Below are 15508 nucleotides of genomic sequence, written 5' to 3'. Positions count from 1 at the left end.
TAGCAAGCCACAGCAAAGCACTTTAAACTGCTTTGCGTGGCACTGTCTTTCTCAAGAGAAGCACCATACGTCGTTCACACAAACGACTCCACTATAAAAAAATAACTCACTAAAATCATTTTCAAAATTTCAAATTATCTAGCCTGATTTACTTTCAATATGTTGAATGCATCCCTCCACTACAGAAACAACTTGTTCCACTGAGATTCCAATGGAGCATTCGAATTCTCGAGGTGTATTTTTGTGTCTGGGGCACCAGAAATAATCAGTGATATCAAGCTGGCACCGAATATCATTAGAACAGCTATTACATAAATGCCTGTTAATCACACGCCACGGCGTACGAAACTCATTTCTTTCAGCCGTGAAACCACTGATCATAACAACAGGCTTTTCCAACGCCCAAGATAGCCAAGACAATCCGCTTGAAAGTCCGACAAAAAAATCGGCATGTTTCAGCCACACGGCACGCTCTGACAACGGCCTGTTACCGGTTTCATCTTCCGCTCCCGGAGGCATATAATGCCAGACACGCCCTTCACCTGCCACCATCTTCTGGTCAATGCAGATAACGCGATAGCCTCGGTTTTTCATAAACTGAACCAGTCTGATCCAGCCTTCTGGATTGTTCCAATATTTACAATGGCTGGATGCTTGCGTGGCAATACACACATATGGCTCGGCAATTGGCCTTACAGAAGGCGGAATAGTCAGGCGTGGTCGCCGTTCAATGCATGGTAAGCCGAGAATATAAGGCGCAGAGAGTGCTAATCCGGCTTCTCTATAATCGACCGGGCTGTAGTCAAGGTCTTCGTCATTATAGAAAACCAGCACCTTGTAAGAGGCATAAAATGACTCTTGCATTATAATATTATTAGGTCTGAATTCTATTTCAGGATAACTTTCCTGAAACAAAACCAGCAAATCAGACCTTATCTGGCAAAAAACCTGACACTGGTGCTTTCTGCGAAAGAATTCAACATGCTCGATCCATGCAAGATGATCACCAAGGCCCCCCTCGCCCATTTTGATGGCAACGGCCCGTTCAGTCAGATCAAACTCATGCCGGAATATATGATCGTCGTTTTTCCAAATATCGACGGCAAAACGTACAAAATACCGCTTACGCGTCTGTACTGTGCCACCCTGCAACTCGTGCCTATAAATTAGCGTTTTAGTATCCAGGTCCCAGATATCAACGCGCCATTGAGCGCCTTCTGGAAGAAAAACTCTTGCTCCATCATTGAAGTCAAACCTTATGCCACCGGGGCCGTGCTGTGTGGGGACAGCAACTGAGGCATCCTGAGTCATGCTGGATCGTTCTTCTTCACTAGTATTTTTCCTGTTTTATAACCCGAAAGCCATGAGCTGAACGAGGCAAAATCTCCATTTTTCTTAGAATGGCTTTAGGGTTTTCAAGTAAAAATATCTTTGTATCCTTGATGATAATTTTACCGCTTGGGGTCCTGTTTAAGGCTGACGGACTGACAAAATAAACATATCCCTTCTCTATTCTGAATTTATCATACAAAATTTCCTGAATATCCTGAAACACATCATCAGCGTAAACCAGAACATCGTGAGGCAAGCCGCACACAAAAACAGGCACAGGATCAATATTGCCATGCAAAAAGACTGTGGCATTATGTTGTGAAACATAGGGTGTTTTTTTAGACACGGAAAAAACTAAATCCTCAGGATCGATAGCGAACCCATTGAGGATGATTTCATTATTTTTTCTTCCTGTCAGAAACAACTCTTCTCCCACGAAAAAGCCTTTATCACCTGTGGCAAAATAATTTTTCTCTTGATAGACAAAATGACTTGATACTTCAGAGCCATAACCACAGTAACCAGCCGCCATACCCGGTCCATGGATATAGATTAGCCCCTCCTCCATCTCAGACGCGGGAGAGAGGGACGCCTCATTTTTCATAATAACAACATCAGTATCCGCTATTACCTGACCGCAGGATACGAGCTCACGTGCATCGGCGGGGTTATCAGTCACCTCCACTTCGCCCAGCAAAAGAGCCTCCCTAGAAAATGGGTAAGCAATCCGCTCTGTTCCCCGTGGCTTGGAAGACACCAGTAGTGTTGCTTCGGCTAATCCATAACAGGGACAAAATGCTGAATCCCGAAAACCATAGGGAGAAAATTTCTCCGTAAAACGATCCAGCATATCCTTGCTAATGGCCTCTGAACCAATAAAGGCTTGATCCCAGCAAGAAAGATCGAGGTCTGTTACTGGACCCGTCAGCGCGTTCAGGCACATCTCATAGGCAAACCCAGGACCGCCCGAAAGAGTCGCCTTATAGGTGCTGATAGCATGTAACCAGTTAAGAGGTTTTTCCAAAAATTTTTCAGGCGGAAGTAAGATGCATTGTCCTCCCGCTCCGATTGCCATGAGAACTGAGCCCATTAAGCCCATATCGTGCGATAGTGGTAGCCAGCTTACCCCGACATCACCCTGTGCGTATCCAAGCTCTTCACCTTGCTGCGTTAGATTAAAGATGATGTTCCTGTTTGTAATGATAACGCCCTTGGGAATATTTGTAGAGCCTGATGTATATTGAATCAGTGCTTCCTGCTCATTTTCACGCGGCGCATAGACATAGTCCTGTCCTTTTTCAGAAAGTTCAACCGGGATCCATGATATTCCCAAATTTTCCGAAGCGCATTCTTTCTGAAAAAGCGATAATACATTTTTACAACCGACAACAGCAACTGCCTGACTATCACGGACAATATGGCAAAAGCGCTGCCTACTGCCAAAATCGGTCGGATACACGCCTGAGACCGGGATAGCCCCCGCATACAAACAGCCAAACAGGCCTATCAGATAATCAGGACCATTTTCAAACAACAGCACAACACGTTGCCCTGGCTGAACAAGCTTGTTTAACCAGAAACTCAGGCATCCTGCCTGCTTATCCAGCATCTGCGCCGTCAGTCGTGCCGTTGGGTTTTGACCATCCCCCAGAAAAGTCAGAACTTCGAGGTTCGGATTTTTCGCGGCTCTATAACGGCACCCTTCCGCCACAGAACCTGTACACCAGTCGATGATCTCTTCATTCTGTGCACCACGTGTTAACCGAAAAGCGCTTGCCATTATCATACGTCCTCAGGGCGCAGAGTGGAGAGTTTGACCTGTATCTGGCTATAAAATTTCTTGGCGAGACTGCGAATACTGTCATCCTTAGCCAACATCATTGCCGAAACTTCTACTCCGAATTCCACCCGAATGCCGGTTTGTAGCTCTACCCCAGCCAAGGAGTCTAACCCTAACTCCGACAACCGAGCGTTATCTTCGATCGTCTCTTCCTGCAAATGCAAGGTTTTCGCTATAATTGCTTTCAGGCGGTCGACTATGAAATCCAGCCTTTTTTCTTCTGGCAGGTTCAACAGTGACAACATCGTTTCACTAGTAGACTCCAGTGTTCCTACCAGATGATGCATGGCCGTAAACCGAGAAAGATCAGCAACCAACGGTACGACACGGAACCATTTTTCCCAGTCAATATCTGCTACCGTAATCTGCGGCCAGCGTTGCTCCATTATATCAGGCAGGAAGCGGAGAACATTGTGAATATCAAGCAAATTCATGCCTGCATTCCGCAAGGCATCTGCTGCAACCTGGTTACGGGTCAGGATCCCTACGCTATCAATCGGCCCCAGATTGAGAGAAAGGCCTGCAAGATTGAGCACGTGCCTGTTTTCACAAATCTGATTGAGCACTTCGTTAGCAGCAATATAGACACTTTGGCCGATATTACCGGTCATGGTGGTAACAGAAGAAAATAAAACAAAAAAATCGAGTGGGGTATGACGTGTTAATACATCCAGATGATGCGCGCCGATGGCCTTTGCTGCAAATCCCTTCTCCAAACGAGCGGGGGTAATATTGCTCAACAAGGCATCATCAAACACACACGCACAATGAAATACGCCTTTCAGAGCAGGTAATTTATTACCGAATTCAGACAGACATTTTTTCAAACTGTCTTTATCCGCAATGTCAAAATAACGTTCTTCTATTGTGTATCCTAAATCCCGCCAGACCTTAATCCTGTTCAAGATCACATCATTGTCGGTTTTCTTGCGACCTGTCAGCACCAGATATGTCGCACCAGAGGTAATCAACCACTCGGCAATTTCCAGACCAAGACCACCAAAGCCGCCGGTAATCAGATAAGCCCCCTGGGGGTCAATGTGGGGACGTGGCGGCCACTTTTCTTTCCCCACAACATCCGTCAGGTCGGTATAGTCGATAACAACCTTACCAATATGTTTGGTGCTGGACAGATAGCGAAAGGCATCCACCGTTTTCCCGGCCGGATATACCGTTGAAGGGAGCGGTTGAAGGGAGCCATCGCTCATCATGTTAGCCATAGCACTAAAAATGTCTTTGATAAGCTGTGGTTTTTCGTTCAGAAGGCGGTCTAGATCAACCGAGAAGAATGAAATATTTTCGTTAAAAACCCTCATAGCTAGAGAGCTATTTTCGATAATATCTCTTTTTCCAATTTCTACAAATCGTCCCAGAGAAGCAACACAGGCAAGGCTGGCGGCCTGTGCCTCACCAGACAGAGAATTGAGAACAACATCCACCCCTCGGCCTTGTGTCACTGCGCGTATTTCATCAGCGAATTCTAATGTTCGCGAGGACCATACGTGCGTGCACCCCAGATTACGGAGATAGTCTCTTTTCTCTTCCGTTCCGGCTGTTGCAAATACCGTTGCACCCAGCATTTTGGCTACCTGAATAGCAGCAAGTCCCACACCACCACTGGCAGAATGGATTAGGACCGTTTCACCAGCTTGCAACCGTGCCAGATGTGAAAGGCCATACCATGCGGTCAGAAACGCAACGGGGAGCGTCGCTGCGTCTGAGGCAGAAAGAGACGCAGGCTTTTCTATTGCAAACAGTGTACCGGCATCTGCTGTGAAAGATGTTGCAAAACAGTCAGCCGCCGCAACAATGTAGTCCTTCCCCTTTACGAAATGTTCAACACCAGCGCCAACATCCAGAATACGGACGACCGCTTCCATACCCAGCGCGTGGCCATAGAAAGTACCCTCAACCACACTATCTGGCAGAAGGTTCATGGCCTTGAGAACATCTTTGAAGTTCAGTGCCGCAGCCAAAACCTGACAGGAAACTTCACCTGCTAAAGGTTCGCGCATCCTGCTGACTTCATAATACAGTTTATCCAGAGACCCCGTATCAGATACTTTAAGAATAGCAGACAGATCTGCGCGCCCGATAAGTGGAACTGTTGTTGTGTTTTCATTCTTTAATGAAGTCGGTACAACCCGGGCAACAAGGCGCTCCCCGCTCCGTATAAGCACATGGTCTTCGCAATCGTCCTGTATAATTTCTGCGCCAATACTGGCCAAAGTGGCATCTTCAGTGCTTGCCTCAACCTCTATAATTTTGATGCGCAAGTCTGAGCGCTCAAGCTCCATACCGCGCGCAAAACCGCGAAGAGCAGATTGGCCCAAAGAAATATCCTGCCCTGCGGTTGTAATGACACACAAACGCGGCGAGGCCTCTTCGATAGAAAGATGCGGGATCGCCTGAACACACGCAAGGAGCCGCTCGACATCACCCATCTGGTTAGGGTTGTGTTCTAGGGAACCGAAAAAAACTATCGATTTGTAATCGTTAAAGACCTTATTTTTAAAAGATTTTTCAAAAAAAGAATAATCACACTTATCTGGTAGTAACACAGTATCAACAGTCAGAAGATATTGCTCAGACACCGCTTTAAATGCGTTAATTTGGGCTACGCCCCCCACAGCAAGGATAGTGTGTGGGTCCACCAGAAGCGGTAAGGTCTCAGCTTTTTTCCATGTCGCTTTATAAAGAAGATTTTCAAATTTCTTCTTTTTGGTAATACGGGGAACTGCCTTGCAGATCAGTTTATCAATACCGAGCACATTATGACCTGACTCATCATATAACTGCACGTCAGCAACAAGCTGTTTTGAGGACATTGCTCTTAAGCTGACAATGGCCGTCAGCGTGGCGTTTTTCTGTCCATGATATATCAGGCGCTCAGCACTGACTGGCACATACGCATAATCGTTATCTGGATTATGCTCAAAAACTGCGGCAGCGATAAGTTGAAACGCACCATCAAGGAGCGCGGGATGGAGAGCATACTCTTCGCTCTGGCTAGCTCGTTCAGGTGTGAGGCTTAATTTTGCCCAGAGTCCTTCTGGAACTGTCGCAATATCTTCTACAACCTGAAACTGTTCACCATATTGCAGGCCGTTCTGAGCGAGCGTTGTGTAAAACCTATTTTTATCAAATACTTTGGTAGCAACGGGCGCAAAAACCTTACGCTCATCCATTATCCAAGGTGATGAGGTCAAAATTTCCACGCCAACATGGTTACGCCAAAGTGGGGCACTGTCCTCATCACGTCGGGTTAAGGTGCTTCCCTCCAACTTTCCTGTTTGAACATTGTAAGACCACTCAACGTCACAATTAACTTGGTTTTCAATGAGAATAGGAGAATGAATCTCGAAATTTTTTAAGATAGCCTGATGCGTACCATGTATTTGAAAATGCACAGCCAAAGCGGCTTCCATATAAGCGGCTGCTGGAAAAATAACATTATTTTCAATAACGTGATCTGGAAGCCAAGGAAGATAGTTTTGGTTGATTGTTGCCCGCCAGCGAGGCGTTGCGGACACCATTGGCAGTCCCAGCAACGGGTGCACAATCAACCCCAAACGGTCAGCCGCCGCTTCCTGACATTCCGACCAGTAATACTCGCGGTGCCAAGCGTAATACGGTATGGCCACACGCTGGCCACCTGTCATGCGCAGCCAGTCTAATGGGGCACCGGCTATTGCCAACCGTGCTAGACAGAGTTCTGCCCAATGATGCCCTACGTCGTTCCGCCGCAGAGAATGAACCGTCTGAATTTGGAGATCAGATTTGGAGATAATTTCTTTCACAGAAGGAAGAAGAACCGGATGAGCCCCAATTTCGAGAATAACCTGACCATCGATATCTTGCAGTATAGTGGAAATTGCTTTGAAAAATTCAACTGGATTTCTAGAGTTTTTATACCAATATTCAGCATCGTGCCGAACTGCATTATCCCATTTTTTGCCTGTAACCGTTGAATAAAGAGGCACCTCAGGTTTTATGGGTTGAAGGTCAGCCAGCATTTCATACATGTCAGACTGAATATTTTCCATCAAAGTGCTATGATATGGCACTTCAACGTTCAGCATGCGGACAAATACGCCCTGCTTGCCATAATGGTCTTCGAGCTTTTTCAGGTCTTCTGTCACGCCTGACACTGTGCAGGATTTCAGACTATTGATAGCTGCGATTGATACGGTCAATCCTTGCTTCTGTATAAGTTCTTCAACCTTTTCCCGCTCTGCGCCGATAGCCAGCATTGTGCCGGAACCAGCCAAACGAGCTTGAAGCTGACTACGCACATAAATAACACGTACCGTATCTTGAAGCATCAATGCCCCAGCACAATAAGCGGCAGCTACTTCCCCCACGCTATGCCCGACAATAGCTGAAGGACATACTCCATATGCGGCAAGCGTTTTGTAAACGAGAATTTCCAGAAGACAGATCGCTGGTTGGGCTATTTCCGTTTTATGAACTGGGCTTTCAGCACTTTCCTCGCCTGTCAGAACGGTTAGAAGAGACCAACCTGACAGTTGCTGAAACGTAGCGTCAAAAGCTTCTGCAACCAGCCTTACGTTTGCTGGTAGTGTAGCCAGAATGGTTTTTCCCATTCCTTCCCACTGCGACCCCATGCCAGAGAAAACCATGATCGGGCCAAGCTTTGGCGCAACGAAGCTACGCCCAATCACGACTGATTGGTTTTGTGTTCCGTTTTCCAGATCGGAAAGATTGCGTAGCAACTCCTCCCTGCTATCTGCCAGAATAACTGCCCTATGCTGAAACCACGTTCTGCATATTGCCGCTGAATAACAAACGTTGTGCAGATCAACAGTAGTATTATCCTGCAAAAACGCAGTATAGGCTTGTGCTGCTTTAACCAGACCTTTTTCATGCGTTGAAGAAAGCGGTAGCAGATAGGTTTTTACCGCAGCTTTTTCGGGGCGTTTGGAACGAATAGGCTTTGCTTCAAAATTATGCGGTGACCGCATAATGACCATGCTGTTTGTGCCACCATAGCCAAAAGAGTTTACGCCCGCATACAAAACGGGTTTTTTAGAGGAGAGCGGAATATTTTTACCTTGGGGAATATGAATATTCCACTTTTCACACTCAATATTCGGGTTAATCTCTTCAATATTAACTTGTGCGGGGACTTCCTTATGCTCCAGGCACAGCAGTGTTTTTAAGACCCCAGCCACACCTGCGGCTGCTTCCAGATGCCCTATATTTGCTTTAACAGACCCAATGATGAGCGGTTCTTCACCATATTTGTTTTGCGCTATTGCATTGCCAATCGCCGCTGTTTCTATCGGGTCACCCACCGGTGTGCCGGTGCCATGTGCTTCTACATAATCCAGTTGTTGACCTGTCAGATGACTTCTGCGGAGAACATCTTTAATCAGAGCTTCTTGCGCGGCACCGTTAGGAACAGTAATCGCCGTCCCTCTGCCGTCATGGTTGACGCCACTTTTGCAGATAACACCCATAATAGGATCTTTTGCGTCAACTGCGTCTTCCAACCGTTTGATTATCAGAAGAGCAGCACCCTCGCCGCGCCCGTAACCATCGGCATCTGCTGAAAAGCTTTTGGAACGTCCATCCTTGGCCAAAAAATGCCCACGTGACATTGGCATGGCACCTTGTGGGTTAATGATAAAGTTGACTCCACCTGCCAAAGCAACATCACACTCTCCATTACTCAGGCTAAGACACGCATTATGAATAGCCACCAAAGAAGAAGAGCACGCAGTGTCTATGGTCAGGCATGGCCCACACAGCCCAAAAACATGTGCCAAACGCGCTGAGAGCATTGTGGCAGAAGCGGCTGTTGTTGAGAAATGATCTTTAATGGACTCCCGATTGAGTGCACTTCCACAATAGACAAGCCAATCTAGCGAGAAAGACCCTATAAAAACGCCTGTATTACTGCCATTCATCCGCGCAGGGATAATGCCTGCGCTTTCAAAAGCCTCCCACGCAACCTCCAGTAAGAGCCGCTGCTGGACATCCATAAGCGTTGCTTCACGCGGGGAAATACCAAAAACTTGCGGCTCAAAATACCCGAGTTCCTGTGTCAGGAACGAACCGCGACGCATGTAGGTTTTACCGGGCGTTTCGTATCCCGGGTCATAGTAGCGATCTATGCTCCAGCGGTCTTTCGGCACATCACGACTGGCATCCTGGCCGCTATTCAAAAAAACCCAGAACTCTTTTAATGTTGTAATATTTTCCGGAAATCGAAGTCCTGTACCAATAATAGCAAACTCTTGTTTTTTGTTCATGTCTGACCTCAAATTTCCGATAGACCGAAAGTTAGTTTCTTGTATCCTTATTTCTGGCGAGTACGAATAATGCCATTTGTCAGAAAATCACGATCTGGCTCGCCATCGCTACGATACGGAATTCGATCGACCCAGATCAGGGTTACTGGTGGTAAATTCTCATATTTTTCATGAAGTTTGGCGCCCAGTACGGCCCCATCAAGTTCGACATCACAAACAATGGCGGCCCAAGGGGTCGGTACGCCATTATCATCCGGAACAGAAAACGTGCAGGCATTTTTTATGCCGGGATATGTCTCGCAAATGTGGTCGAGGACACGCAGATCAAACTTATCCCCGCCAAAAGAAGTCAGAGAGTCAGTACGTCCGGTTATGAAAATTTCGTTTTTCTCGTTTAGAAATCCGATGTCTCCCGGGTAGAAGCAGCCATTTTTGAAATGACTATTTGAAGCGGCGTCTGCGTCAAGATAGTGTTTTATAACCGTTGGACCACTTACTCTCACTCGTCCTTCAGTGTTGACGGGAAGCACGGCATCGTCTTCATCCACAATTTCCACCTTCATCCAAGGCAAAATTGTTCCGGCACTTTTGGCATCTGACAGGGTGTCACTTTTTTTGACGGCAATAACACCAGCCTCTTCTGTGCCGTATAAAATATGGATTTTCTTTGTAAGCTTTTCCTTGGTCGTTTTTTCCAATTCTGCAGGAAGACGCCCACCGACCACAATGACTTCAATAGTCTCTTGCGCCATAGAAATAGGCGAAAGTGAAGAGATGATATATTCTAAATGAAGAGGAGAGAGCACTAGAACAATCGGTTTATGTTGAGCAATAGCGAGCGCAATCTGCTTACGATCAATAATTGTGACAGGATACCCTGTGGTTAATGCGGCAAGAACAATCTGGTAACCAGCCAGGATATCAACACCAATACAACAAACAATAGAAAAGCCAGATCTTCCAGAAAGAGAGAAAATATTAGACGTTATTAACTGGTGAATATTTTGTTTAATGTGCTCTCTTGTCAACCCTATCTTATGGGGTGTGACATCTGTGCCCGCAGCAATACCCACACGGCAGACACCTGCATTGTCATAATGTTTTACATCAACATTTTTACTACTCAGAACATCTAAAAACCATCTACTATTAACGGTGAAATTTGGAATACCAACATCAAGCGGTAAGTCAGTTAAAATCAGATCTGGCTTTACGACATCCAGGTATGTTTTGAAGGATGGTCCGTACTCATTCTGAAATGATGCTGATGCCAGACCTAGTCTGTCCAACGCAAAAATAATGACCCAATGATGGTAATAATCCGCACATCTTATACCAACAAGTGTAGGGCTTGACTGCTTTATTTCTTCAAGAGCACGAGCCGTTTTTTTGACATCTGCCAGAAACCCGGTCCAACTCCATGATCGTGATGCACTTTCGAAAGCAGAGCCATATATCTTTGTTCCCCGTAACTGCTGAAGAAGTGTTTCGAGCATATAAGACCTGCCTTATCGAAAAGTGTCCTGAATCAAAAATCTCCTGCTGCCGAGTATAGCAACAGGAGATTTTTTCAGAACTTAAAAATTATGCGCTTAGAGCAACAGTCTGCTTCTGGTCATTTACGCGGTAAGATACCGTGGAAACAACGTCGAGCGTCAGCATTCTAAACCCATCGCTTGATGCAGCAGCCAGCTCAACAACAGCCCGACCAGAGGTCCAGCGTGCAGTTGCAGCGTCTTCCTGTGCAGCCCAACCATCCAATGTTTCCGTTTCAAGATGGTTGGTTACAGAGGCAATGTGAGTGCCGCTGAAGAGTTTGATCTCACCAATCTTCACACCCAGTTCACGACGATCGTCAACAAAAGCACCCATCACATCAACCGGACGAGAGGTTCTGGACATGATAAACACTTTCTGAATACCCGGCGGCAGCATGAAGGACACTGTGTTATTGACGTGCTTCATTGCGCGGATAACGGTACCAGCTTCTGTTTCCAGATGCAGGTTTGCGTCATCAGACCATACCACTGCGTCACTAGCCGCATCATCCAAAGCCAACGCATCACTACGAGAAGCAAGGGTTTTATAAACTGGCTCAACCACCTCACGGCTGGTTGCAAGGGGTGCAGCAGCCTGTGTCCAGTCTTTAGCGGCATCAAAGTAACCAGAAACAATATCCGAACCATCAATACGTGCGAAAGAAGCACGATTACCAGTATCGAGATATGTTTCCGTCAGCACACCGTCAGCTTCGATCACAGAATGATTTGCTGTTTCAATATGGTAGTAGTCATAGACAGCATAGTTTGTGTCATAACGAATACTGCGACCATTGACCAGCATACGGGCAGGGATGAACTGGCCATCAATGAACAGGCAATGCTCTGGTGTCACACGTAAATCTTTGAACGGCACGCCGTCTGCCAAAGCCCCCTTCATGATGAGCACAGGGTAACCTGCTTCATCTGTATAGGCGGCATCAGACCGGACTATAGATTTGTTCTTACCAACCCATGTCACTGTGCTGGCCACGAACGCGTCACCTTTACGCACCATCACGCTATCACCAGGGCGAACATCCTCAACCGCAATCCGACCATCAAGCATACGGATCAGAGTGCCTGTCAGGAAGCAGGTTTCAAGCGTTAACCCCGAGGTGGAGGACACGAACTTGAACTTGCCCTGAATGCCTATAATGTTGAGAGTGTAGGTATTGCCACCAACCGTAAACTTGATGTGGTCTGCATCTGAAAACGAGACAGCGGAGACGCTGGATGCAACACCGCTGAAGATGATCTGATCACCATCGCTCCAGCTTGTGAATTGTTCTGGAACATCTGTTACACCCGCAGCAATAACGACTTTTGCTGGCGTTGCTGCTGTGGTTCCAGCCAGGTCAATAACTGCATTGCCGTTGTTGCCACCCAGAGCAAGGGTCGCGCCACCAGCCACCGTCACCGTGCCAGAAAGCGTTGCACCATTATATGCGCTTAGCGTACCACCATTACCAATGACTGACTGAACAGCAGTGCCGCCTGCGCTGATAATCCCGACACCCTTACTGCCGATAGTGGCACCAGATGTCACACCAGTCTGCACAATTTCCGTGCCACCAGAGATAACCGTGCTGATTGCCGTACCGCCAGAAATGGTCTGCGTACCGCCAGAGATCACAATATTGGACGCAGTTCCACCACTGAGTGTTTGCGTGCCGCCACTGTAAACAACGCTTCCGGAAGCCACACCGCCGGAACTGATTACCGCGGCACCGCCATTGCTGATGGTCGCGGAAACTGTCTTCCCTGCAACGACAACCTCCGTGCCACCTGCACGCACAACCGTGCTGGATGCAACACCACCGCTGATGGTCTGCGTGCCGCCCGACACGACAGAAGCAGAGGCAATACCACCGGAGCTCACGACTTCAAGGCCACTCGTGAATACAGAGGCTGAAATGGTTGTGCCACCGCTGGTAACGATTGCTGTACCGCCGCTGATAAGGGATTTTACGGCTGTCCCGCCAGCGCTTACCAACTGGGAACCGCCACTGCCAACAGTGGTTGCAGACGCCGTACCGCCGCTCAGAATTTCCTTACCACCAGAAACGACAGTCGCCCCGGAGGTCACACCACCACTCTGAACAATTTCCGTGCCGCCACTCACGAGTGTGCCGCTAGCAACACCGCCGGAAGAAATGACTTCCGTACCGCCACTGCTCACTGTACCACTAACGGACGTTCCACCAGCAAGAACTATGGCTGTACCACCAGCAAGAATCTGCGCACCGCTGGCATAACCCTTGTTTGCAACCCAGCCACTTTCGCTTCCAGGTGAATTTGCAAGACGTGTTGTTGTACCACCAGAGGCATTTGCAGAGGAGAGATAATACCCACCTATAAGCTGCACACCACCATCATGGAAAATACCGCCAAATGCGCTGGCACCATTGAGAACAAGCTGCGTGCCTTTAAAGTCTCCCCCATACGCATAGGAAGAACTCAGCAGTTCAGTAGCACCAACCTCAAACTTACCACCTGAGACAATACCTGTACCGAGGAAGCTTTGCCCCTTGGCCGTGAAGGCACCAGCCGCGACTGTTCCTCCTGACATAACATAGGGATCTATGATTTTCCCGGGTTTATCAAGGGAGCCATACTCGGAAACACCAGCTGCCACACCCAGACCACCGCCAGCAGAAACAGTGGCTCCGCTGATTACCCCGCCATTGGCTGCAAATGCACCACCGCCCGATTTGATAACGGCGCTCAGAAGCAGATCGTTCCTGTCAACAGATGTATTCCCATTGAAATTATCTGCAAGAAGCACACCATACATGTTCGCCGTAGCGCCGGATAATGTACCTGAAGCAGTGGCCTGATTGAGGTGTGCTGTGCCGCCTGCGTCAATATAGCCAGATATTGACCCGCCATTCTGAATAGTTGTGCTGTCATTATGGGTGTAAGCAATAGCGCCACTTACATACGAACTATATACATCACCAGTCGCCATATTAACTTTCCTTTTGCGTAAGAGAAATACAAGGAACTGTCGGTTTAAAAGGACAATGCCCTGGTAATTCGAGTTCTTTGTGAATTTACGCTGACTTAACTCCTGGCATGACAGCGTGTTTGTTGCGGACGCTATAAGGACGAGACGAGTGCATAGTACTCAACAAAATACTCATTTGCCTGTTGGGGAGATAGTCACCCAATGACAATGCTGCTTTTCCACTCGCCCAGACGCCATCTTCCCGCCCCATACCAACTCATCAGCAGGTAAGCTTTTCAGGGTGAAAATAAGACTGGAGGCTATAGCGCTGCTTGGCACAAAGAAGGTGAAGAGGTTGAAAACCTGTTTTTTAACTCCTCCCTTCTAATTTCAGGGTTGTGCCATTTTTACCCGTGTGGAGTATTGCACCCACTAAGGGGCCATGCGGTGGCACGGGTGATGCCTTGTGTCCTGACGAACAGTCATGCTGTAATTTCTGATCAGCAAAAATAGATTCGACAGGGAACCGGATGACGGATTTCACAGCACTGGAGTACTTGAGCATCTGACTTGGCATTGGAGAATAACCAGCATACAACGAAATCGCGTCATGACGATTGAATAAACTATCGATCTCACCTGCCTGTGTCAGACTCTCACGGAACAAGCAGACCGTTTTGGCATCAGGCAGTAAGCCTGATAGGCCTAAATCTGGACGGAATACCTCAGACTCCACAATTTGGGAAAAGCCATCGAGTTGGGCGCCAGACTCTCTCGAACAAGCAAGCCGTTCTTCCATATCAAAGACCCCCGGCTGCTTCATTATTCATCCACCCAGTTACCACAGAAGATATGGAATCACAGATATGCATACAAAACGAAGAAGTTTTGAGAATTCTCCAGCGTGAGGGCGATAGCACGACCTTAGTTAATAATTGCCTAATTTACGCTGATAATAACGCTTCAACGCTTGAGAATGTTCTCAAGGCTTCCAAGTGTGTGGGAGCGTATTCCCTCATTACTATTCCACTCAGCGGGAGCCTGAATCTGCTCTCACACACCCTGATCTGTAGAGAGTGAGTTCCGCATTCTGGTTGTGATCGAGGTTTGAGTGGGGAGAACCTAGGCTCAGGATTTATTAATTTATAGAACTGAGCGAACGGCTGTGAATCACAGAACACCGTTCAATTCAACAAATTAGCAGGCCTTGGGCCCAGTCTACACGAAAATGCACGTCCACCCGCATCTGACAGCTTGAATGGCTTCTCGCCTGAATGAGGCGGCGTAACTGACAATCTGTCAGCATCGATACCCCCATATCTACCCCCACAATGCTTGAGCGTGAAGGAACATCACAGAGCGCTATAAAGTGTACAAACAGCAGAAAACCGCCACTGTTTATGTGCTATGGACGCTAAAGATTGTCATGGGATATATCAAATGGCGGAGAGACAGGGATTCGAACCCTGGGTACGCTATTAACGTACACACGCTTTCCAAGCGTGCGCCTTAAGCCACTCGGCCATCTCTCCGGCGCGGGGTTGGTAATACCAAGATTGACGAAACAGGC

At 47.5% G+C, this 15508-nt stretch carries 5 protein-coding genes, 1 tRNA gene and 1 pseudogene; all 7 read right to left on the bottom strand.

The window, feature by feature from the left end; translation table 11 throughout:
* Positions 1–138: 138 nt before the first annotated feature.
* On the bottom strand, positions 139–1311 hold the full coding sequence (locus Abci_RS01890; RefSeq protein ID WP_048837451.1) for an autotransporter strand-loop-strand O-heptosyltransferase: 1173 nt from the start codon (positions 1309–1311) through the stop codon (positions 139–141).
* Positions 1312–1330: 19 nt separating this feature from the next.
* Entirely contained in the window at positions 1331–3118 is a 1788-nt protein-coding gene (locus Abci_RS01885) for an AMP-binding protein (RefSeq protein ID WP_146806870.1), read from the bottom strand.
* Positions 3115–9450: a type I polyketide synthase gene (locus Abci_RS01880; RefSeq protein WP_048837449.1), complete on the bottom strand. Its 6336-nt coding sequence runs from the start codon at positions 9448–9450 to the stop codon at positions 3115–3117. Before Abci_RS01880 ends, Abci_RS01885 begins: the two co-directional genes overlap by 4 nt.
* A 47-nt stretch (positions 9451–9497) precedes the next feature.
* A complete protein-coding gene (locus tag Abci_RS01875) occupies positions 9498–10946 on the bottom strand; it encodes an AMP-binding protein (RefSeq protein WP_048837448.1) in 1449 nt (482 codons plus the stop codon).
* An 88-nt stretch (positions 10947–11034) separates the two neighbouring features.
* Positions 11035–13959, bottom strand: a complete 2925-nt coding sequence (locus Abci_RS01870) for a Hint domain-containing protein (protein WP_048837447.1) — start codon at positions 13957–13959, stop codon at positions 11035–11037.
* A 425-nt stretch (positions 13960–14384) separates the two neighbouring features.
* Positions 14385–14761: pseudogene (locus Abci_RS14120) on the bottom strand (hypothetical protein); the annotation flags it as partial.
* A gap of 618 nt (positions 14762–15379) precedes the next feature.
* Positions 15380–15470: transfer RNA gene (locus Abci_RS01860), tRNA-Ser, on the bottom strand.
* Positions 15471–15508: the final 38 nt, after the last annotated feature.

The organism is Acetobacter cibinongensis (assembly GCF_000963925.1).
In the GTDB taxonomy this organism is placed as follows: Bacteria; Pseudomonadota; Alphaproteobacteria; order Acetobacterales; family Acetobacteraceae; genus Acetobacter; species Acetobacter cibinongensis.
The sequence above is the reverse complement of the archived record's forward strand: the minus strand, read 5'-3'. Positions and strand labels throughout refer to the sequence as shown.

Excerpts from the sequence above, each read along its gene's own strand:
- Abci_RS01880 (WP_048837449.1), bottom strand. The coding sequence starts at position 9,450 with ATGAACAAAAAACAAGAGTTTGCTATTATTGGTACAGGACTTCGATTT.
- Abci_RS01875 (WP_048837448.1), bottom strand. The coding sequence starts at position 10,946 with ATGCTCGAAACACTTCTTCAGCAGTTACGGGGAACAAAGATATATGGC.
- Abci_RS01885 (WP_146806870.1), bottom strand. The coding sequence starts at position 3,118 with ATGATAATGGCAAGCGCTTTTCGGTTAACACGTGGTGCACAGAATGAA.
- Abci_RS01890 (WP_048837451.1), bottom strand. The coding sequence starts at position 1,311 with ATGACTCAGGATGCCTCAGTTGCTGTCCCCACACAGCACGGCCCCGGT.
- Abci_RS01870 (WP_048837447.1), bottom strand. The coding sequence starts at position 13,959 with ATGGCGACTGGTGATGTATATAGTTCGTATGTAAGTGGCGCTATTGCT.